General features: G+C 67.1%; 16 protein-coding genes. 6 read left to right on the forward strand and 10 right to left on the reverse strand.

All coding sequences use genetic code 11. The features are described from left to right. Positions 1-53 precede the first annotated feature (53 nt). The 4 genes from EV666_RS01130 to EV666_RS01145 all read right to left on the reverse strand — a co-directional run bounded on the left by EV666_RS01130 (position 54) and on the right by EV666_RS01145 (position 5,500). Positions 54-1,610: an acyl-CoA synthetase gene (locus EV666_RS01130; protein ID WP_165909855.1), complete on the reverse strand. Its 1,557-nt coding sequence runs from the start codon at positions 1,608-1,610 to the stop codon at positions 54-56. 190 nt (positions 1,611-1,800) lie between these two features. Further along, entirely contained in the window at positions 1,801-3,015 is a 1,215-nt protein-coding gene (locus tag EV666_RS01135) for an ABC transporter substrate-binding protein (protein WP_165909856.1), read from the reverse strand. 308 nt (positions 3,016-3,323) lie between these two features. Next, positions 3,324-4,472: an acyl-CoA dehydrogenase family protein gene (locus tag EV666_RS01140; RefSeq protein WP_132001758.1), complete on the reverse strand. Its 1,149-nt coding sequence runs from the start codon at positions 4,470-4,472 to the stop codon at positions 3,324-3,326. A 242-nt stretch (positions 4,473-4,714) separates the two neighbouring features. Beyond that, positions 4,715-5,500, reverse strand: a complete 786-nt coding sequence (locus tag EV666_RS01145; protein ID WP_132001761.1) for a VOC family protein — start codon at positions 5,498-5,500, stop codon at positions 4,715-4,717. Between the two features lie 152 nt (positions 5,501-5,652). Between EV666_RS01145 and EV666_RS01150 the strand changes: the two genes are divergently transcribed. Next, entirely contained in the window at positions 5,653-7,212 is a 1,560-nt protein-coding gene (locus EV666_RS01150) for an AMP-binding protein (RefSeq protein ID WP_132001764.1), read from the forward strand. Between the two features lie 4 nt (positions 7,213-7,216). Next, positions 7,217-8,179 carry an NAD(P)H-dependent flavin oxidoreductase gene (locus tag EV666_RS01155; RefSeq protein WP_245514133.1) on the forward strand — a complete coding sequence of 321 codons (963 nt, stop codon included), beginning with the start codon at positions 7,217-7,219 and terminating at the stop codon, positions 8,177-8,179. A gap of 143 nt (positions 8,180-8,322) precedes the next feature. Here EV666_RS01155 and EV666_RS01160 read toward each other — a convergent pair whose 3' ends face one another. The 6 genes from EV666_RS01160 to EV666_RS01185 form a co-directional block, all read right to left on the reverse strand. Then, complete coding sequence (locus EV666_RS01160; RefSeq protein ID WP_132001767.1) at positions 8,323-9,096, reverse strand: ferredoxin--NADP reductase; 774 nt, start codon at positions 9,094-9,096, stop codon at positions 8,323-8,325. 204 nt (positions 9,097-9,300) lie between these two features. Next, positions 9,301-11,385: an FUSC family protein gene (locus tag EV666_RS01165; RefSeq protein ID WP_132001770.1), complete on the reverse strand. Its 2,085-nt coding sequence runs from the start codon at positions 11,383-11,385 to the stop codon at positions 9,301-9,303. Positions 11,386-11,716: 331 nt separating this feature from the next. Continuing rightward, positions 11,717-12,475, reverse strand: a complete 759-nt coding sequence (locus EV666_RS01170; RefSeq protein WP_132001773.1) for an ABC transporter ATP-binding protein — start codon at positions 12,473-12,475, stop codon at positions 11,717-11,719. Positions 12,476-12,560: 85 nt separating this feature from the next. Next, positions 12,561-13,361: an ABC transporter ATP-binding protein gene (locus EV666_RS01175; protein ID WP_132001776.1), complete on the reverse strand. Its 801-nt coding sequence runs from the start codon at positions 13,359-13,361 to the stop codon at positions 12,561-12,563. Beyond that, positions 13,358-15,223, reverse strand: a complete 1,866-nt coding sequence (locus EV666_RS01180; protein ID WP_132001779.1) for an ABC transporter permease — start codon at positions 15,221-15,223, stop codon at positions 13,358-13,360. The genes EV666_RS01175 and EV666_RS01180 overlap by 4 nt, the downstream gene beginning before the upstream one ends. Positions 15,224-15,383: 160 nt before the next feature. Continuing rightward, complete coding sequence (locus EV666_RS01185) at positions 15,384-16,601, reverse strand: ABC transporter substrate-binding protein (protein WP_245514134.1); 1,218 nt, start codon at positions 16,599-16,601, stop codon at positions 15,384-15,386. Positions 16,602-17,005: 404 nt separating this feature from the next. On the opposite strand from EV666_RS01185, the gene EV666_RS01190 reads away from it, so the two are divergent. The 4 genes from EV666_RS01190 (at position 17,006) to bcsA (ending at position 22,311) form a co-directional block, all read left to right on the forward strand. Then, positions 17,006-17,215, forward strand: a complete 210-nt coding sequence (locus EV666_RS01190) for a cold-shock protein (RefSeq protein ID WP_132001782.1) — start codon at positions 17,006-17,008, stop codon at positions 17,213-17,215. Between the two features lie 1,060 nt (positions 17,216-18,275). Next, entirely contained in the window at positions 18,276-18,554 is a 279-nt protein-coding gene (infA, locus tag EV666_RS01195; protein ID WP_132001785.1) for a translation initiation factor IF-1, read from the forward strand. Positions 18,555-19,082: 528 nt separating this feature from the next. Beyond that, the gene (gene bcsS / locus EV666_RS01200; RefSeq protein WP_132001788.1) at positions 19,083-19,880 is read left to right on the forward strand and encodes a cellulose biosynthesis protein BcsS; all 798 of its coding nucleotides are present in this window, start codon (positions 19,083-19,085) and stop codon (positions 19,878-19,880) included. Positions 19,881-20,043: 163 nt separating this feature from the next. Next, complete coding sequence (bcsA, locus tag EV666_RS01205) at positions 20,044-22,311, forward strand: UDP-forming cellulose synthase catalytic subunit (protein ID WP_132001791.1); 2,268 nt, start codon at positions 20,044-20,046, stop codon at positions 22,309-22,311. Position 22,312 lies beyond the last annotated feature (1 nt).

Below are 22,312 nucleotides of genomic sequence, written 5' to 3' on the forward strand. Positions count from 1 at the left end.
GCCCGGAGACGTGGTCTCCGGGCGTCCGTGTGGCGGTGTTGTCCAGACAAAATTCAGGCGACAGCGGCCGGGCCTTTGGCCTCTTTCGGCCAGTAGCGGTCGCGCAGGATGCGCTTCATCAGCTTGCCGGTCGGGGTGCGCGGCAGTTCTGGGTCGAAATCAATGCTCTTCGGGCATTTGATGGGCGACAGCTTCGTGCGGCAATACGCCATCAGCTCGGCGGCCAGTTCCGGCCCCGCCTCATAGCCGTCGGCCGGCTGCACGACAGCCTTCACTTCCTCGCCCATTTCCGCGTTCGGCACGCCGAACACGGCGGCGTCGGTGACGGCCGGGTGGCCGATCAGCGCGTCCTCGGTCTCCTGCGGATAGATGTTCACGCCGCCGGAAATGATCATGTAGGACTTGCGGTCAGTCAGGAACAGATAACCGTCCTTGTCCAGGTAGCCGACGTCGCCGAGCGAGGACCAGCCGTGCTCGTTGTAGGCGCCTTTCGTCTTCTCCGGATCGTTGTGATAGCTGAACTCAGGCGCGCCAGCGAAATAGATCTGGCCGATGTCGCCCGGGCCTTCCAGCTGGCCGTCCTCACCGACAATCTTGATCTCGCCGACCAGGGCGCGGCCGACGGAGCCGGGGCGCTCCAGCGCTTCCTGCGAGTTGATGATGGTGACGCCATTGCCCTCGGAGCCGGCGTAGTACTCCAGGATGATCGGCCCCCACCATGCGATCATCGCCTTCTTGACGTCGGCGGGGCAGGGCGCGGCGGCGTGCACGGCGCTCTTCAGCGAGGAGATGTCGTACTTCGTGCGGATGGCGTCGGGCAGCTTCAGCATGCGGATGAACATGGTGGGCACGAGCTGCGAGAAGGTCACCTTGTACTTCTCGACAAGGCGCAGATACTCCTCGGCGTCGAACTTCTCCATGATGATCGAGGTGCCGCCATAGCACATGATCATCATGTTGAAGCGCATCGGAGCCGCGTGATAGAGCGGCGCCGGCGACAGGTAGACCGTCTCGCTGTTGGCGCCGCACATCGTGCCGACGAGGGCGTTCAGGAACGGGTTCAGCTGGGTGATCGGCGTATTCTCGAACGGCTTCTTCACGCCCTTCGGCCGGCCGGTGGTGCCGGAGGAATAGAGCATGTCCGGGCCGGTCACCTCGTCGGCGACCGGCGTCTCCGGCATGGCCTTCACCGCGTCCTCGAAGGACTGGAAGCCAGGGATAACGCCGCCGATCATCAGGCACACGGTGTCGGGGCTGAGCTGCTTGCGCAGTTCTTCCGCGCGGTCGGCGAACCTGATGGAGGTGATGAAGACCTTGGCGCCGCAATCACCGACGATATAGGCGATCTCTTCCGGCTGAAGATGGGTGGAGATGGCCGTGTAGTACAGGCCGGCGCGCTGGGCGCCGAACGCCACCTCATAGAAGCGGGCGCTGTTCTCCAGCACGAACGCCATGTGATCCTGCGGCTTCAGGCCGAGGGAGCGGAAAAGCTGGGCCACCTGGTTAGAGCGGGCCTCAAGCTGGCCATAGGTCACGGTTTCGCCCGTGGCGGCCATGATGTAGGCCGGCTTGTCCGGGTTGGTCCTGGCGTGAATGGATGGATGCGTCACTTGGGCCCCCTCACGGTTCCGAAGGTCACGGGATTTGTTGGCGCGGGCTGCGCGTGATGGATCGGCGGCAACCGGGTGGCCGCCGCCTTCCGTCTGGGCGTTGACAAGCACGAACGCAGACATTGCGCAAGGCGTCATGCCGTCAGGGAAGTGATCCGCCATATTGGCGGATCGCCTGATGCCGTCGCGCTTACCTGATGAGCGGGCAACCGCCCTCGTTCACCGGCCGGATCATCTCGTCGCCCGGGATGCTGCGCACGACCTTCGCCAGGTCCCATTCGGACCTGACCTCGGACGGCGCCTTCACTTCCAGCAACAGCATGTCGCGGATGACGCGGCCGTCCTCGCGCAGCCTGCCGTTCTTCGTCATGAAGTCGTTGATCGGCAGTTCGCGCATTTTCGCCATGACGGCCTTCGCCTCATCCGTATTGCCGGCGTCGATGGCCTTCAGATAGTGCGAGACGGCGCTGTAAACCGCGGCCTGGGTGTGCGCCGGCGGGCGGCCCATTTTCGCTTCGTAGCGCTTCGCGAAGGCGCGGCTGGCGTCGTCGGCGTCCCAGTAGTAGCCGGCGAGGAACACGGCGCCCTGGGCCAGCTCGGAGCCGATGCCCTTGGCATTAATGATGGTGAAGATCGGCACGGCCAGCTTGACGCCCTTGCGGGTGACGCCAAATTCGGCCGCCTGCTTGATGGAGTTGGTGGTGTCGGCCCCGGCGTTGAGCAGGGCCAGCACCTGGGCGTCCGCGCCCATGGCCTGCATCAGGAACGATGAATAATCGTTGGTGGCGAGCGGCGCGCGCACGGCGCCGACGACCTTGCCGCCGTCCTGCTTCAGCGTGCGGGTCATGTCGTCCTGCATGGCGTGGCCGAACGCGTAGTCGGCGGTGAGCAGGAACCAGTTCTTGTGGGTGTCGTCCAGCAGCGCCTTGGCCAGACCCTTGGCCAGGGAATAGCTGTCATACAGCCACAGGGCGCCGTTGGGCGAGCAGGCCTTGCCGTAGAGATCGGCGTGGGCCGAGCCGACATGCAGGGCGATGCGGTTGGTGTCCTGGGCGAGCTTCTGGATTGCCAGCGACACGCCTGAATTGGCCATGTCGACGAAAGCGTCGACCTTGTCCTGGTCGATGAGCTTGCGGGCGTGGGCGAGGGCGACGTCAACCTTGAGCTGGTGATCGACGGAGATCAGCTCCACCGGCTTGCCGGCGGCCTTGCCGTTGTGATCATCAATGGCCAGCTGGGCGGCGACCACCGAGCCCTTGCCGGAGGTGTCGGAATAGGCCGACGACTGGTCGTTCATGACGACGATGCGGACGGCGTTATCAGAGATTTCGGCCTTAGCGGCCAGCGGCGCGGCGCAAGCCAGCACGGCGATAGCGCCGAGCAGGCGCTTTTTGAATTGGTTCATCAGTTCCCCCAGCGCGCCTTTTCCGGCGCGTATCGTGACGTCTCGCTTCCGCGACATGCCTTTGCTTCGGCGCATTTTTCCTTGCGAAAAGCAGCTTCGACTTTTCGGAAATGCGCTGGCGCGCGGAAACGGGCAGCGCGCCGCCGGTCTCCGTGGAACTGTTTCTTCCCTGTGCGCTTCTCCCTTCCGCCGCGGCTGATGTCGCTGGCGCCGGAGGCGCTTGTCGCAAAGGGCCGCCAGGGCTTGTGACAAGCCGCCGGCGATCCGGGCCGGCGCGGCGATCGACGCCGCGCCGGAAAAGCTGGCCGTCAGATATTGCGGCCGATCAGCTCTTTCATGATCTCGTTGGCGCCGCCGTAGATGCGCTGCACGCGGGCGTCGGTCCACATGCGGGAGATCGGGTATTCACGCATGTAGCCGTAGCCGCCGAACAGCTGCAGGCACTCGTCCATGACCTTGCCCTGGGTGTCGGTGGTCCACCACTTGGCCATGGCCACGGTCTCCACATCGAGCCTCTTCTCCAGCACCAGCGCGGTGCAGTGCTCGACGAAGGCGCGGGCGACGCGGGCGTGGGTCTTCACTTCCGCCAGCTTGAAACGGGTGTTCTGGAAGTCGGCGATGGTCTTGCCGAACGCCTTGCGGTCCTTGACATATTCGGCGGTCAGCTCATAGGCGCGCTCCATGGCGGCCACGGCCTGCACGGCGATGATCAGGCGCTCCTGCGGCAGCTGCTGCATCAGATGGATGAAACCCATGCCCTCGCGCTCGCCGAGGCGGTTGGAAACCGGCACGCGCACGTCGTCGAAGAACAGCTCGGAGGTATCGGCGGCGTGCTGGCCGATCTTGTCGAGGTTGCGGCCGCGACGGAAGCCCTGGACCTTGTCGACCTCGACCATGATCAGCGAGATGCCCTTGGCGCCCAGCGTCGGATCAGTCTTGGCGACGACACAGATCAGGTTGGCGGTCTGGCCATTGGTGATGAAGGTTTTCTGGCCGTTGATGACGTATTCGTCGCCCTCGCGGCGGGCGGTGGTCTTGACGCCCTGCAGGTCGGAGCCCGTGCCCGGCTCGGTCATGGCGATAGCGCCGACCAGTTCGCCCGAGGCCATGCCCGGCAGCCAGCGATGGCGCTGTTCCTCGTTGCCGTAACCATAAACATAATGGGCGAGGATGCCGGAGTGCACCGAGTTGCCCCAGCCGCCGACGCCGGCCTTCACCTGCTCTTCAACCAGCACCTTCTCGTGCAGGAAGTTGCCGCCGGCTCCGCCGTACTCCTCCGGGATCGAGGCGCAGAGCAGGCCATACTCGCCCGCCTTGTTCCAGATCTCGCGATCGACGATGCCCTGGTCTTCCCAGCGCTCCACATGCGGGACGCACTCGCGCTCGAAAAAGCGGCGGGCGGTCTCGCGGAACATCGCGACGTCTTCAGGCTCGTTGGCGAGGGCAAACTGGCTCATGGCGGCTTTTTCCTGTCTGGCGTTTCCAGCGCTGCGTCGTGACGGACGGAGCGCCCCGGCGCGCCCGTGGCGGGCCGGGTCTGGTCTGGAGGTTCTATATCTATCTAACACTTGCTTGACAATCGCGCCGGCGGTCCCGGAACAGCGACGTTTGCGCCAGGGCGCCCGGCAACGCCCGGCCTGGCGGCCACAAGCAAGGCCCGGCCCGCGGCCCCGGCGCCGCGTCAGCGCGCCGCCTGGCCTCACGCCTCAAGCTGGCGCGCGCCGATGGCGATGGTCGCCACGCCATGGGTGCGGTTGCGGATGGTGAACACCGCCGTGCCCGGCTCCAGGCCGCGCCGCACCTCGGACAGATCGAAGCCGCCGGCGAGGCGGGCGTGCAGGCCGGCGATGTCGGCGGCGCGCCAGGAGACGCCCCACAGCTCATCGTCCTGCTCCGCCTTTGCCGGGTCCTCGCGGCTTGCGACCTCGATCTTCATGTCGCCGCAGCGGAACAGGGTGACGCGCGCGCCCATCTGCGGGAACGTGCGGTCGAAGCGCAGGCTCAGACCCATCCGCGCGCCCCAGAAGGCCATGGCGCGGGTGGGATTGGCCGAACGCAGCACCAGATGGTCGACGCCGACGACGGCGCCCGCGCCGGTAAGCCCGGTTTCAGCCTCACGACGCGTGTCGCGGGCCGGAACCGGCTCCAGCGTCACTGGCGCGCCGTGGCTGGCGGCGCTGTCGAGGCGCAGGCGCGGCCCGTCCGGCCCGCTCTCCCGGGTCCAGGCCACGCCGCGATTGTCCAGCAGCCTGGCGGCGCGCTCCAGGTCGTCCACGCCAAACGCCATGCCGCAAAGTCCTTCTCCGCCAGAATGCGGGAGGATGGCGCCGGCGGCCTGCAACAACACGTCGGTGTTGGCGAGGCGGAACCTGGCGCTGTCAGCGGCGCGCGCGTGCGGCGCCACGCCGAACAGGTCGGCGTACGCGGCGCAGGCCCCGGGCAGATCGGTCACGGCGATATCGATGCGATTGAGCTGCTTGATCATGACGCTTCCTCTTTGTCTGGTAACGTCGTTGCTTCCGCGCCGGAGGACAAGCCGGGCGCGCGGGCAAAATTCACATTGCCCCAGGCGCGCCGCCGGGCGAAAAAGGCCTCAACAGCATCAACGATGAAACAATCTCTTCCGGGAAGAAACGCATGAGCTACCTGAACGCGCAGCCCACCATCGGCGCCCAGATCCTGCGCGCGCTGGGGCGGTATCCCGACCGCACCGCCTTTGTCACCGACGCGGGCGCCATCTCCTACGCCCATGTCATCGACATGCTGGGACGGATGCAGGCGGTGCTGGCCGGGCTGGGGCTGCCGCGCGGCGCCGGCGTCGCGGCGCTCACCTCCAACCGCTGGGAAACTTGGTGCCTCACCCAGGCGGCGCAGGCGTCCGCCCTGTGCACCACGCCGCTGCATCCGCTCGGTTCGCTGGAGGACCATCTGGACCAGCTGGCCGACGCGGAGATCCAGGTGCTGGTGGTGGACGCGGAAACCTACGCGGCGCGCGGCGCCGATCTGGCGCAGAAGGCCAGCGGCGTGCGCCATGTGCTGACCATCGGCAAGGCTGACTACGGCGTTGACCTGATGGCCGCCGCCGCGGCGACCGGCGCGACCACGCCGCGCGATCTGGCCCGCCCGGACGACGCCTGCGTCATCGGCTACACCGGTGGCACCACCGGCAAGTCCAAGGGCGTCTGGCGCGACCACCGCAGCGCCGCCGCCATCAGCCCGGCCATCCTCGCCGATTTCGAACTGCCGGATACGCCCCATTACCTGGCGGTCGCGCCCATCAGCCACGTGGCCGGCACCAAGGTGATGCCGACGCTGATGCGCGGCGGCTCGGTGACGCTGATGAAGAGCTTTGACCCGGAGCGGGTGCTACAGACCATCGAACGCCAGCGCATCAACTTCACCCTGCTGGTGCCGACGATGATCTATGTGCTACTCGATCATCCGGCGCTGGCCAAAACCGATCTGTCGTCGCTGGAGCTGCTGCTTTACGGCGCCTCGCCCATGTCGCCGACCCGGCTGGTGGAGGGGCTGGAGCGCATCGGTCCAGTGTTCTCGCAGCTCTACGGCCAGTCCGAGTGCTACCCGGTGTCGGTGCTGCGCAAGGCCGATCACGACCCGGCGCGGTCGGAACTGTTCGCCTCCTGCGGCTTCCCGCTCTCCAACTGCGACGTGGCGCTGCTCAACGAGGACGGCGAGCGCGTGGCCCCGGGCGAGGCGGGCGAAATCTGCGTGCGCGCGCCGCAGGTGATGGGCCGTTACTGGAAGCGTCCGGAGCAGACGGAAGAGGTGTTCCGTCACGGCTGGCTGCACACGGGCGACGTGGCCCGGGCTGACGAGCGCGGCTATCTGTACATCGTCGACCGCATGAAGGACATGATTGTCACCGGCGGCTTCAACGTTTATCCGCGCGAGGTGGAGGACGCCCTCACCAGCCATCCCGCCGTCGCCATGGCGGCGGTGATTGGCGTGCCGGACGCCAAGTGGGGCGAGGCGGTGAAGGCGCTGGTGGTGCGCAAGGCCGGCGGCGATGTGAGTGACGAAGAACTGATCGCCCTCGTGAAACAGAAGAAAGGCTCGACCCAGGCGCCCAAGTCGGTGGAGTTCATCGACGCGTTGCCGGTGACCCCCGTGGGCAAGGTCGACAAGAAAGTGCTGCGCGCCCGCTACTGGGCCGGCCAGCAGCGCATGGTGGGATAACGGAATGCTCGACAGCAAGATTCGTGGCCGGCTGCGTCTGCCGGTCATCGCAGCGCCGATGCTGCGCGTTTCGGGGCCGGACCTGGTGGTCGCCGCCTGCCGCAGCGGCGTGGTGGGCTCATTCCCCACCGCCAACGCCCGCACGGTGGAGGAGCTGGACCAGTGGCTCCAGGACATCGCCGCGCGCTCTGCCGCGGGCGGGGCTGCTTACGCGCCCTGGTGCCCCAACCTCATTATCCGCCAGCCGCGCATGCAGGACGATCTGGCCTGCCTGGTGCGCAACCGCGTGGAAATGGTCATCACCAGCGTTGGTTCGCCAGCGGCTGTGGTGAAGCCGCTGCACGACATCGGCGCGCTGGTGCTGGCTGACGTGGCGACGGTGAAGCATGCGGAGAAGGCGCTGGAGGCGGGGGCCGATGGCCTGGTGCTGCTGACCGCCGGCGCCGGCGGCCAGACCGGCTGGATGAACGGTTTCGCCTTCGTGCGGGCGGTGCGGGCCATGTTCGACGGACCGGTCGTGCTGGCCGGCGGCGTCACCGACGGCGCCTCGCTGCTGGCGGCGGAGGCGCTGGGCTGCGACCTTGCCTATATGGGCACCCGCTTCATCGCCACGCATGAAAGCATGGCGGCGGACGCCTACAAGCAGATGCTGGTGTCGTCCTCCATGGACGACGTGGTGCTGACGAAGGCTTTCACCGGCCTGCAGACCAACATGCTGCGCCCGTCCATCGTGGCCGCCGGGCTCGATCCGGAACGGCTCGACGAACAGGTCAGCGCCCAGACAGCGAAACAGATGTTTGGCGGCGGCTCGCAGGCGCCCGGCCCGAAGCGCTGGGTGGACATCCGCAGCGCCGGTCATTCGGTTTCCGGCGTCAGCCGGGTGGAGCCGGTTGCGGCGCTGGTGGACGAAATCGCCGCGCAATACGCTGCGGCGAAGGCAAGGATGCTGGCGGCGCTGGCCTCCTGAGCCAGGTGTCTTGGGCAAGATTTCCTGACCAGGGTGTCCTGACCAAGGTGTTCTGGGCAGGCCTGAAAAACAGAACGCCAGCCCGACGGGCTGGCGTTTTTGTTCTCCGTTCCGCGGCCGCGCCAGGCGCGCCCCGGTATCCTTCACTTCTCCACGAACGCCTTCTCGACCACGAACTGGCCGGCCTCGCCGTGGTTGCCCTCCACGAAGCCTGCCTCCAGCAGCATCGTCTTCAGGTCGGCGAGCATGTGCGGGCTGCCGCAGATCATGGCGCGGTCTTCCTCCGCCGAGAGCGGGGCGAGGCCAAGGTCGTCGTACAGCTTGCCGCTCTGCATCAGCTCGGTGAGTCGGCCGGTGTTGCGGAAGGCTTCGCGGGTCACCGTGGGGTAGTACAGCAGCTTCTCGCGGGCGTCCTCGCCGAGGAATTCATCCTCCAGCACGGATTGCACCAGCTTTTCGCCGTAGGCCAGCTCGGAAACGAAGCGGCAGCCGTGGGTGAGAATCACCCTGTCGTAGCGGCCGTAAATCTCCGGATCGCGAATCAGGCCGGCGAACGGCGCGAGGCCGGTGCCGGTGCTGAGCAGGTACAGGTTGCGGCCGTTTTCCAGATTGTCGAGCACGAGCGTGCCAGTCGGCTTGCGGCCGACGATGATCTCGTCGCCTTCCTTCAGGTGCTGGAGGCGCGAGGTGAGCGGGCCATCCTGAACCTTGATGGAATAGAATTCGAGCTCCGGGTCATAATTGGCGCTGGCGATGGAATAGGCGCGCAGCAGCGGCTTTCCGTTCACCGGCAGGCCGATCATGATGAATTCGCCATTGCGGAAGCGCAGGCCGTCGTTCCGGGTGGTGCGGAAGCTGAACAGCGTGTCGTTCCAGTGGCGAACGGCAAGGACTTTTTCCGTATAGAAATTGCTCATCTTTCATCCACGAACTGGCGGACACGGGCCGCGTCGCCACGCCCGGAACGTCCAGGCCCATGGCGGAGCAGGAGGGGTAACACAGGCAAGCCGCGCTGCTCAATAATTTCCCGATCACGTGTGGGAAAAGATTTTAAATTGGCGCATGGGCTGTGAAATAGAACGAATCCATTCTGCTTCAGGGCAGGGCGGCGAAAATTTTTTCTACCCTGCTTTGCCGGCCGGGGGAAACTCCGGCCCTGGAAACTCCGGCCCTGGAAATTCCGGTCTTGGAAATTCCTGCCTGGGAACCTCCGGCCTGGCGGGAGCCGCCGGTCCCGACGCCGCTGGCGCGTTTTTCACTTCTGTCAGCCGGTCAAGGCGCCCCAGCTCGGCGGCGACGCCGGCAACCAGCGCCGCGACCCCGGGATCGGTCGATGTCAGCCGGGCGGCGTCGGCCGGGCTGACCTGGCCGTCGATGGCGTCGGCAAGGCGCGCGACCGTGCGCGCGTCGCCATCGGCCAGCGGCGCCGGCTCCCGGGTGGACCAGATGGTGATGCCGTCGCAGATCCGCTCGGCGCAGGCGACCAGCGGCAGCCACGCCGCCGCTTCGCGGCCGGCCGGCGGCGGCTCGGCCATGGAGCGCTGGAGCTGGACCCGCAGGTTGGAAAGCGCCCCGTAGGCAGCCCGGCGCCGGCGGGCCACAACCGCCTGCTGGCGGCCCTGCGCCGAAATGGTGGCGCGCAGGCAGTCGGCGATGCCGGCGCGCGCCGCATGGAAGGCGTGCGCCACCTGCCGCTGCTGGCCCCTGCGCCAGGGGAAATAGCCGAAGGCCAGGACGATGGCGGAGCCAATGAGCGTGTCGACCACCCGCTGGAGGCCATAGTCAATGTTCTTCAGGCCAGGGTGGGCAAGGTCGATGAGAATGAGGACCAGCGGCGTCAGCACGACGGTTTGCACCGCGTAAGAACGCTGCTTGGCCCAGGGTAGCGTCGCGGCGAGGACGACCGTCAGCAGCGCCAGCAGCAGACCCTTGGGAATGAAAATCAGGGCGGCGGCGCCGATCAACACGCCGCCGACGGTGCCGACGCCGCGCAACACCGCGCGGGTGAACACGGAGCCGAAGTCAGGCTTCATGACAATGCCGACGGTCAGCGGAACCCAGTACCAGTGGCTGGCGTCATTGAACCAGCGTGTGGCGTAGGCGAGGCCAAGGCAAAGCGCCAGGGCGAGGGCGGACATGACCGTTTCCCGCCCGCAGGCCAGACGGTCGAGGATCACGCTGACGGTGAAGCGCCGCCCGGCCGTGGCGTTGGCGGGCGCGCCGCCAGGGGCGGCGGCGTTCTGGCCGCCCGCGCCCGCGGCCTGCCACGCGGCCTGCAACGCCGCCACCGCGCCCAAAAGCGGGCCGGCCGGCGCGCCGGAGCCGATGGCGGGCGGCGACGGCCTCCCGCTTGCCATGGCCGCGGCCAGGTCGGCAAGCTGGCCCGCGGCGGCGTTCAGCGCCTCGGGGCTGTCGCTGGACAATATGACGGTGAACAGCTGGTCGACGGCCTGCAGGATCGCGCCATGGGCGGCAGGTTCGCCGGCAGCGCCGCTGGACAGGCCATTGCTGTCGATCAGCGCCTCATACGCGGCGCCCAGCCCATCGGTGACAGCGCGCCGCGCCGCCTCGATCTCCGCCTCCGGCGCGGGCGCGGCGCGGGCGCGGGCCAGCCTGGCGGCGGCGTTGATCAGATCCGCCAGGATATGGCGCTGGCGCTGGCGACGCGCCAGCAGCGCCTCCACGCCCAGCAGGCAGGCGTAGGCGGCGGCGCCGCCAAGAAACATCAGGGAGCAGCGCCAGAATGGATCTATGGCCGGAATGCCGATGGCGATGCCGGCGGTGAGCAGGACCTGAAGGGCGCCAGCCGAGAAAGCCTGGCCATAGCTGCTGACGATCCCGGCCAAAAAACCAACGAGCATCATCGCGACGACAACGGCGGCCCAGGGCAGCGCGCCCAGGTAGCCAGCCAGATAGCCGGCGGCGCCGATGGGCGCGGATATCAGAACCTGCCTGAAGATCGTTCTGTAGGGCGCGCGACGCTCGCCAGAGGCAAGCATCAGCGCCCCCATGGCGATCCACATGCAGTCGCTGGTGGAATCCGTCGCCACGCCGACGATGAAGGGCGCGCCGATGGTGATCGCGGCGCGGATCGACAACCCGACCGGCCAGCGTGCGGGCTGCATGCGCGCCAGTTCCCGGATCCAGTTCGCCGGCGCCGCGTGGCCGTCCGGGACCGGCGGCATGTCTGTCAGGTTACCCGTCAAAACACTCTCCAACTGCCAGCCGCAGAAAACCGCCTGCAGCGCCCAACCGTCCGCAGCGTCCGACCAGGCGCAGGCCAGCACGGCATGCGCGGCCGGAGGAGCAGGGTCCCGACCGGCGCCGGCTGCATCTGGCCCTGCGCCGGGTCAGGCTACCCTGTTTGGCGCGTGGGATAAAACATGGGCGGCGCATGAGGCGATCGTGTCGCCGGCGCCGTCAGCGCCAGGCAGAGCCAGGCAGGCGTATTTCACCATGGCGACATCGTGAGTGGGGCGTCGCTTCACCGCTTTGCCAGCCGCCAGACGGCGCCCTGCTTCCGGCGGGGCCCGCCGGTCACACCGCCAGCAGCGCGTCGCGGACGGCGGGATCGGCGTCCAGTTCGGCCATGGTTCCCGAAAAGTGGGTTGCGCCGCCGGCGAGCACGTGCGCCCGGTCGGCCAGGAGACGGGCGAAATTCAGGTTCTGCTCGGCCACCAGCAGGCTGAGGCCCTCGCGTTTCAGGGTCAGCAGCGCCGCCGCCATGTCCTCGACGAGGCGCGGGGCGAGCCCCTCCGCCGGTTCGTCGAGCAACACCATGTATGGGTTGCCCATCAGCGTGCGGGCGATGGCCAGCATCTGCTGCTCGCCGCCGCTCATGGCGCCGCCGGGGCGCCCGCGCATGCGGCCGAGATTGGGAAACAGCTCGAACAGCCGCTCCGGCGTCCATTGCGGCGCGCCGGGCCGGGGCGGTTGCCGGCCGGCTTCCAGGTTTTCGTCCACGGTCAGGTCGGTGAAGATGCGCCGGTCCTCCGGCACATAGCCCAGACCGCGCCTGGCGATGGCGAAGGGCGGCATTGGGCCAATGTCCGCGCCGCGAAAGGCCAGCTGGCGGGCGCTGCGCCGGACCAGGCCCATGATGGCGCGCAGGGTCGTGGTCTTGCCGGCGCCGTTGCGGCCCAGCAGGGCGATGATTTCTCCCGGCCCGACGTCAAGGCTCACGCCATGCAGGATCTGGGCCTGGCCATACCAGGCGTTGAGCCCGTCGACGCGCAGCCCATCCGCATCCGGTTCGCTGGCGACCGGCGAACCGGATGGCATTTGTTGTGCGGCCATGCATGCTTCCTTGATATTCATCGAAGAGAAGCGGAGAGGGCTTCCCGGAACACTGGGTCATTACAGTTATATCAAAAAAATACTGTCATGAAGACTTGGGATCGCCCGGATGAGGGCCGCTGGTGGCGGCGAACAGCACGCCGTCGCCCAGATAGGCCGCGCGCACCGCCGCATTGTCGCGCACGTCCGCCGGCGCGCCGCTGGCGATCAGGCGGCCGCGATCCAGCACCAGTATCCGGTCGGCGTGGGCGAAAACCGCATCCATGTCGTGCTCGGTGAACAGCACGCCGATGTTTTGCTTCCTGGCGACGGCGACCGCCGTGCGCATCAGATCGGCGCGATCGGCCGGGGCCATGCCGGCGGTGGGCTCGTCCATCAGCAGCAGGCGCGGCGCGCCGGCGAGGGCGATGGCCAGCTCCAGCCGCTTGACGTCGCCATAGGCCAGCTCCGCCGCCGGCCGCTCCGCCTGGGCGGCCATGCCGGACAGCGCCAGCAGGCGCATGGCGTCATCGCGGGCGACGTTCCGGCCAGCGCCCCAGGGGCGCATGATCTGGCCGCGTCCGGCGGCGAGCGCCGTCTGCACGTTCTCGCGCACGGTCATGGAGGCGAAGGTGGCGGCGATCTGGAAGGTGCGGCCGACGCCGGCGCGAAAGGCGCGCGCTGGACCGGCGCCGGTGATGTCGCGACCGGAGAGCAGCACGCGCCCGGCGTCCGGCTGCAACTGGCCGTTGATGAGATTGAAGCAGGTGCTCTTGCCGGCGCCGTTGGGACCAATCAGCGCCACGATCTCGCCGGCGGCGACCGAGAAGCTGACGTCGTCCACGGCGCGCACGCCGCCCCAGGCCCTGGCGAGGCCGGTCGCCGTGAGCAGGGGAGGCGCGCTCATGGATGCTCTCCAGAACCAGGCGGCCGTTTCGCCCAGCGATCGCGCCACTGGTTGACGACGCCGACGAGGCCGCGCGGAAAGGCCAGCACCACGGCGAGGATCACCAGGCCGAGCGCCAGCTTCGACCATTGCGTCTGGCTGAGCAGCCAGATCGACAGCGCCTTGTAGGCGACGGCCCCGACTAGCGGCCCCAGCGTGGTCTGCACGCCGCCGAGCAACACCATGGCGAGGGAATCGACAGAAACCGGAATGGCCAGCGTATCGGGAAACACGCTGCCTTTCAGAAAAGCAAACAGGGCGCCCGCCACGGCCGCGCCGGTGCCGGCGATGGCGAAGGCGCACCAGCGCATCAGGCCCGGGCGGACGCCGATGCTGGCGGCCCGGCGCGCCTCATCGCGCACGCCGCGCAAGCCATAGCCAAAGGGGGAGAACATGATGACCCGGCTGGCGCCGATAACCAGCACGGCGACGCCCAGCGTGAGCCAGTAAAAGCCGGCGGGCTGCGCCGCGAAGCCGGTCGGCCACAGGCCCAGCACGCCATTGTCGCCGCCGGTGACCTCGACCCACTGGAAGGCGATGGACCAGAGGATCTGCGCGAAAGCCAGGGTGAGCATCGCCAGGTAAACGCCGGACAGGCGCGCCGCCGCCAGCGCGAACAGGCCGGCGCCGACGAGCCCGGCCAGCGGCGCCAGGGCCAGCGCCGCGCCCATGCCAAGGCCCAGTCCTTTCACGGCCAGCGCCACGCCATAGGCCCCAAGACCGAAGAACGCCGCATGGCCAAAAGAAGCGACGCCGGCGACGGACAGCAGCATGTGCAGGCTGACCGCCAGAATGGCGAAGATCAGCGTTTCGGTGGCGGCGATGACCAGATATTCGCCGCTGATGAAGGGCAGCGCCATCGCGGCGAGCGCCAGCGCCGCCATGGCGAGGCGTCCGGCGGCGCCGAGCGGCCGCCAGGGACGCGCCGACGTGGCGGCGGGCGGGCGCTGGGCGACGTCGGGACGCCCCAGCAGGCCCCAGGGGCGCACGGCCAGCACGGCCGCCATCACCAGGAAGATGATGACCAGGGAAATTTTCGGAAACAGCAGGATGCCGAAGGCGTTGAGCTGCGCCACCAGAAGGGCGGCGATGAAAGCGCCGGTGATGCTGCCGAGGCCGCCGATAACCACCACGACGAAGGCGTCGACGATAATGCGCAGATCCATGTGATGGTTGACGGATTCGCGCGGCAATTGCAGCGCGCCGGCCAATGCGGCGAGAAATACGCCAAGAGCGAACACGCCGGTGAACAGCCATTTCTCATTGACGCCGAGCGCCGCCGCCATCTCGCGATCCTGGGTTGCGGCGCGCACCAGCACGCCAAAGCGGGTGCGGTTGAACAGCAGCCACAACAGGCCGAGCGCCACGGGGCCCAGAACGATGAGGAACAGGTCCCACGCCGGGATCATCTGGTCGAACAGGGCGATGGAGCCGGTGAGGCCGGGCGCGCGGCGCCCCACCAGTTCGTCCGGCCCCCACAGCATCACCACCAGGTCGGCGGCGATGAGGGTGAGGCCGAAGGTGGCGAGCAGCTGGAACAGCTCTGGCGCCTGGTAGATGCGCCGCAGCACGAGGATTTCGGCGAGGGCGCCCAGCGCCGCCACCGCGGCGGCGGCGAGCAGCACGCCCCCCCACCAGCCAAAAGCGCCGGCGAGGCGCTCGGTGAGCGACCAGGCCACATAGGCGCCGATCATGTAAAAGGCGCCATGGGCGAAATTGACCACGCGCGTGACGCCGAAAATGATCGACAGGCCCGAGGCGACGAGAAACAGCGACGCCGCGCTGGCAAGGCCGGTCAGGAACTGGGCGATCCAGAAACTCATGTCCGCCAGGCCACTGTCACGCTCCAATCCACGGGCATGGTTCCGGGCAGGGTGGACGCCGCGTTGCCTCAAGGCAATGCGTCAGCCAGTCCCGCGCGTCATCCATTGGCGAAAAAGCTGGCTGCGCGGCCAGACCGGGCGGCTGCGGCCATGGCGCGTCTCAGTTGCCCGCCGGACGCATTTTGGCGGCCTCGGCTTCGGACGGCAGGTAGTCCTCGCCCTTGCGATAGGCCGGGTTCATCATCACGCCCTTGCCGTCGCGCACGCCGGTGACGCCGACGAAAGCGCCCATGGTCGACTGGTGATCGGCGGGGCGGAAGGTGATCGGTCCGAACGGCGTGGTCAGCGACAGGCCGCGCCCGGCTTCAATCAGCTTGTCGGCGTCGGTCGAGCCGGCCTTGCGCAGCATGGCTGCGGCGGCGTGCATGGCGCTGTAGCCAATGATCGAGCCAAGGCGCGGATAATCGTTGAAGCGCGCCTGATAGGCCTTCAGGAACGCCGCGTGCTCCGGCGTCTTGATGTCATACCAGGGATAGCCGGTGACGATCCAGCCGACGGGCGCCTCGTCCTTGAGCGGATCAAGATACTCCGGCTCGCCGGTGAGGAAGCTGACCACGGCGCGATCCCGGAACAGGCCGCGGGCGTTGCCCTCGCGCACCAGCTTGACCAGATCCGGGCCGAACATGACGTTCAGGATGGCGTCCGGCTTCGCCGCGGCGATGGCCTGGGCGACCGGGCCGGCGTCGATCTTGCCCTGGGGCGGCCATTGCTCGGCGACCCACTCGATATCCGGGCGCTTTTCTGACAGCAGCTTTTTGAATACGGCGACGGCCGACTGGCCATATTCGTAATTGGGCGCGATCACCGCCCAGCGCTTCGCCGGCAATTTCGCCGCTTCCTCGGCCAGCATGCGGGCCTGCATGTAATTGGAGGCGCGCAGGCGGAAGGTATAGGGGTTGCCGTTCGACCAGACCATGGCGTCGGTCAGCGGCTCGGCGGCGAGATAGACGATTTTCTTCTGCTTCGCGAAATCGCTGAGGGCGAGGCCGACATTGGAGAAAAAGGCGCCGACCAGCATGTCCGCCTTCTCACGCGAAAGCAGTTCGTTGGCGACGGTGAGCGCCTCGGCCGGCTTGCCGCCGTCGTCGCGGGAGATCACGGTGAGCTTCTTGCCATTGACGCCGCCGGTGGCGTTGATCTCTTCGACGGCCAGGCTCCAGCCCTTGCGGTACGGCTCCGTGAATGACGGCAGGGTTGAATAGGAGTTCAGTTCGCCAATGCGAACCTCGCCGGAAAGCTGGGCTTCCCCCGCCGTAGCCGCCGGCCCCGAAAGCGCAAGCGCGGCGAAGGCCAGCGCCATGGTCTTGCGAAACTTCATGCGTCTGCTCCCTGCGGCGGCAATGGGCCGGACCTGGACGGCGGACGTCCGGCAATGGTTCAGGCCGTCCGACAGCCTCTAGCAAGATGGGTCGCGCCCCGCAACAACAGCGGGCGCATCGGTCGCGCCCGCCAGAATGGCCGCCGCAGGGCGCGCCGGGCCGCCCGGTTGCGGCGCCCGGATGGCGCGGGGCGTCATGTACTTGAACGAAGGAAGTATTTGTAAGGTGATTACAGAAATAGTTCTTGAACCAGGTGTTTTTGCTTGCTATTGATTAGGTGTCGTCCAGCGTGATGGCGACGAAAATTGGCGACAAGATGCAGTGTGGGTCGGTTTTCCGGTTGCGGCCGATAGCTGCGTGTCCTGAAAGCTGTTGACCTGCATATGGATCGAAAGGACGACCCATGCAGACTGGCACTGTCAAATGGTACAACGAGCAGAAGGGTTACGGGTTTATTCAGCCTGATACTGGCGGCAAGGATGTATTTGTGCATGCGACGGCGCTTGAGCGGGCGGGCATGCGCGGGCTGATTGAGGGGCAAAAGGTTGGTTTTGAGGTTGAGATTGACCGGCGCACCGGCAAGCAGGCGGCCGGAAGTTTGCAGCCTGCCTGAGTGCTGCCGGGGCCGCTTTCGCGCAGGGGGGCGCTGAGCGTATTTCCCTGTCGCGAAAGCGCCGGCGCGATTGCAGCTGCGCGCAGCGGTCCTTCCTGGCCGTAGTCTTTCCCTGTCCCTGGCAGGCGGGCCTTCCCGGGCGCCCGGAGTATCCCGGCGCAAGGGGCGTTTCCGCAGGGGGGGGCTGTTTCCTTCCGTGGATGGCGGGGGCGTTTCGGGGCGGCGCGTATTTGGTCTGTCTGCGTGCAGGCGCGCGGTGGCGCGCGCGAAACTCGCGGGGATGGCGCGGCGGATTGGCGTTAGCTACTCCGGTGCGGGCGCGGGCGCGCCTTGACCAGGGTATTTCAGGTTTGGCCTTTGCGCGTCGGGTCGCGGCGCTTTCCAGCGTGATGATCGCGTCCGCCCGTTGATTGCTGTCATACCCCTCTGGCGTTTTCGTCCCTGACTGGGTGCAGCGCGAGCGCGCCAAAACTGTCAAATGCGCCAGTCGCGCGCGGCCGGCATGTTTGTGGCCTTGTGGTCGTGGCGCGCCAAATGGCGCTGGGTCAGGTGGCGCTGGCCGGGCTGAATTCTGACGCGGCAGCGCGCCGGCGCTGGTCTTTTTGGCCGGCGACGCGGAATTCTCGGGGGCGCGGGATACATGCGGGCCGTCTGATGGATTTCAGGAGCGGCGCGTCCGGCGGGAAATGGCGCATACCCGGGCGGCGGGCGTCTGCCCTGCGGTCTCTATTGGGCGCCCGAGGGAGCGCGTGGCCAAAGCGCCCGCCGGTCTGGCGCGCCTTCCTGCCGGCGATGGCCTGCTATTCTGCGCGCCTCCCGTAAATATTTGATACTGCGGATTGCTCAGGCACTTTATATTGTTGGCGATCTGCGCCATATAGGCGGGCAAGCAATCGGGCGTCCCTGCGCGCCCGCTCCACGCCTCGGGCTGACGTCGCCGGGCTTTTGCCTGTCCCGCCGTCCATTGCGTTGATCTGTAATTCACCTGCATGCGCTGGCAGGCCGTTTCCGGGCGGATGCAGGGGCGGGGGATTCCCCGCATGATGCGAGAAGAGACTGTATGGCCAAGGAAGAACTGATCGAATTTGACGGTCTCGTGACCGAGATCCTGCCGGACGCGCGTTTCCGCGTCCAGCTGGAAGGGGGCCATGAGGTGATCGCCTATACGGCGGGGCGCATGAAGCGCAACCGCATCAAGACGCTGGCCGGTGATCGGGTCACCGTCGAGATGTCGCCTTACGATCTGGACAAGGCCCGCCTGGTTTACCGTCACAAGGACGAGCGCCCCGGCGGCCCCGGCGGGCGCCCGCCACAGCGCGGCGGCTTCCGTCGCCGCTAATTCCTGGACCGGTTTTGCCGTCCAGGCGGCGTCAGGCGCAGGCGATCCGTTTCGGGTCGCCTTTTTTGTTGTCCGGAGCGTTGCGGGCCAGGCGCCCGGCGTCCTGCCGACATGCTGGCTTTTTCACCCTCCGGGTATCGGGGCAGTGAACCTGCGCCCCTGATCGAAGGCCCCTCCCGTCAACGCCACAGCCAGAATGCTTCCGCCGCTGGCGCCAGATTGCCGCTCTCCGCCGCTTGCGGAGCTGATTCGGCGGACAGCGGGCCGGCGCGCGGAAAGGGGGCGTTTGGCCTCGCCCGGGGACTGTCCGGCAGATTTGCCGGTCGCCATGCAGATCGCAACAACCCGCTCGCAGGAATGGCGAGCGGGTTTTTTCGTTGAAACTGTGTGGAACCGGCTGTGTTTCGTTCACGAAATCGTGAAAATTCGTCTTAACCTTAACGGCCAGTTAACTAATCCCGGGCACCCATTGGCGTAACGTTCGGCCTGGCGCGTATCTGCCGGGTTTTCCAGACGGGAAGCAGGCAGATGATATCCGGCAAGGTCGATCACGCGCGTTGTCTTGTTCCCGCGGTCCGGCGCGTCCTGCGTCTGGCCGGCGCGACGGTGGCCCTGACGACCCTGGCTGGCGCGGCCCAGGCGGCGGACTGGACGTCCGGATATGGTTCCGGTGGCAGCGCCCACCCGCCCGGATCGATCATCGCGATCGACACCTCGGTGACGGCCACCACCAGCAATTCCATATTCGCCAACACGTCGGTGACAGCGGCCCTGACCGGCGACCTCGACCAGACGTCCGGCTGGCGCGCCCGCGTGGAAGGGCAGGTCGGCTCGTTCGAATACCGCAGCGACGACACCAAGATCATCGGCAACCAGCAGTCCGGCTCCGCGCTGGTGGGTTATGAATGGGCCGAGCCCGACATCCATGTCGCGGCCTACATCGGGTTCAATTACCAGAACATCAAGCTGGACCCGGTGGACCCCAGCAATGGCACGCGCGGCCATGGCTATGGCCTGCGGGTGGTCGGCGAACTGTACGCCAACCCGACCCCCTACACGATGGTGTCGGCCTATGGTTCATACTCCACGCACGCCAACGCCTATTATACCCGCTTCAAGGCGGGCTACGCCCTGTACGACCGCACCTTCATCGGCCCCGAATTTTCCATGCTCGGCGATGATTTCTACAAGCAGTGGCGGATCGGCGCGCATATCAGCGGGCTCACTTTTGGCCGCTTCCAGTTCGGCATATCGGGCGGATATGTGCGCGACAGCCGGCGCGGTCCGGGCGGCTACGTCCTGGTTGACTCGCGCGTGACCTTCTGAGGGCGCGCGGGGGGCCTGGGCGTGAGCTGCTCGCCATATGGGCGGCAAGGCGCAGATGACGCGTTGCGGCGCTATCTCCTGTTGCAATCTGCGATAATTTGCTGCACTTCACATTTTTGTAATTCTCCGTGAGCCGCCAGTCGTGGCGGGAGGGGGGCAGGAAATGGTCGCAGCGCTCAGATGGCTTGCCTGGATTGCCCTGGGCCTCGTCACCTTTGTCTTCCTGACCCTGCCGGTGGGCGTGCCGATCCAGCTGGTTCTGGGGCTGGCCGTCATCTTTGGCATGCTTGCTGTCTGGCTGTTCATGACGGGGTTTCTGTCACGCCAGATTTTCCTCGCCCTCGGCACGCTGCTGGTCATCCGCTACGCCTTCTGGCGCATCACCAACACGCTGCCGCCCGCCACGGACGCGCCGGGTTTCGCGGCGGGTCTGATCCTGCTGATGGGCGAGCTGTACTGCGTTTTCTTCCTCGCCATGACCCTGGTGATCAACGCGGACCCGCTCAAGCGCCCGCGGGCGCGGCGCGGCGCCGACAGTGAGGCGCCCAGCGTCGACGTGTTCGTGCCGTCCTATAACGAGGATCCGGCGATGCTGGCGCTGACCCTGTCGGCGGCGCGGGCCATGGACTATCCCGAGGGCAAGCTGAACGTGTGGCTTCTTGACGACGGCGGCACCGACCAGAAGTGCGGCGACCGGGACCCGGAGAAGGCGCTGGCCGCCCGCCAGCGGCGCGCCACCCTGCAAACCCTGTGCGCCGAGCTGGGCGTCCGCTATCTGACGCGCGAGCGCAACGAGCGCGCCAAGGCCGGCAACATGAACAACGGCCTGCAACACTCGTCCGGCGACCTCATCCTTGTGCTCGACGCCGACCACGTGCCGTTCCGCGAGTTCCTGCAGGAAACGGTTGGCTATTTCGTCGAGGACCCGAAGCTGTTCCTCGTGCAGACGCCGCACGTGTTTCTCAATCCCGATCCCGTCGAGAAGAACCTGGGCACCTTCGGGCACATGCCCAGCGAGAACGAGATGTTCTATTCGGTCACGCAGCGTGGCCTCGACAAGTGGAACGCCGCCTTCTTCTGCGGCTCGGCCGCCGTGCTGCGGCGCGAGGCGCTCGAAACCGCGGGCGGCTTCCACGGCGTGACGATCACCGAGGATTGCGAAACGGCGTTCGAGCTGCATTCGCGCGGCTGGCACAGCGTGTACGTGGACAAGCCCATGGTGGCCGGGCTGCAACCGGACACCTTCGCCTCATTCATCGGCCAGCGCACGCGCTGGTGCCAGGGCATGTTCCAGATCCTGATGCTGAAGAACCCGGCCTTCAAGCGCGGGCTGTCGTTCATGCAGCGGGTGTCCTATCTGTCGAGCATGAGTTTCTGGTTTTTCCCGGTTCCGCGCCTGATCTTCCTGTTCATTCCGCTGCTCTACATCTTCTTCGACCTGCGTATTTTCGTCGCCACGGTCGATGAATCGATCGCATTCACGTTTACTTACATGATCGCGTCGCTGATGTTGCAGAACTACCTCTATGGCCGGGTGCGCTGGCCGTGGGTGTCGGAGATGTATGAGACGCTCCAGGGCATGTTCCTGGTGCGGGCGATCGGCGCGGTGCTCATGAACCCGCGCAAGCCGAGCTTCAATGTGACGGCGAAGAACGACGTTTCCTTCGACGATCACCTGTCCGAGCTGGCCTGGCCATTCTTCGTGCTGTTCGGCGTATTACTGCTGGCCATGGTGGTGGTCACCTACCGGTTCTTCACCGAGCCGGGCGTCTCGGCGGCGATGATCATCGTGGGATTGTGGAACGCCCTCAACCTCATGATCGCCGGCGCCTGCCTTGGCGCCGTGGCCGAGCGCCGGTCCGCCGCGCGCCAGCCGTCGCTGGACATCGAACGTCGCGGCGTGCTGATGGTCGGCGGTCACAAGATACCGGTGATGATCGACAATGTGTCGAGCGCCGATTGCGTCCTGCGGTTGATGGCCGAGGCCCCGCGTGATCTGCCGGCCGGGGAGCTGGCCGGGCGGCTGCTGATCCAGCCCGTGGGGGCGATGCCCGCCCGGGACAGCCTGCCGGTGGTTTTCTCCCGCCAGTACCGTGAGGGCGACCAGGGCGGATGGCTGGTTCCGTTCGGCCCGCTGGAGCCGCGTCACTACGCCGTGCTGGCCGATCTCATGTATGGGCAGCGCGAGGCCCTGAGCCGGTGGCTGGAAAGCCGGCGCAAGCATATGGACATCATCCGCGGCACCGGCCTGATGATGAAATGGGGCGTCACGGGCCCGGTCCGCGCCCTGAGCTATGCCCTGAAAACGCGCCAGCAGCCAGCGGCGGCCGAGCCAGCGGGCGCGCCCCAACCCATTGGCCCGCGCGACGAAGGGCAGCGGTTGCCGCCAGGTCTCGCGCCTGATCCGGCCTCTGTCCTGGCCGCGCGATGAT

The organism is Camelimonas lactis (assembly GCF_004342915.1).
GTDB classification, from domain to species: domain Bacteria; phylum Pseudomonadota; class Alphaproteobacteria; order Rhizobiales; family Beijerinckiaceae; genus Camelimonas; species Camelimonas lactis.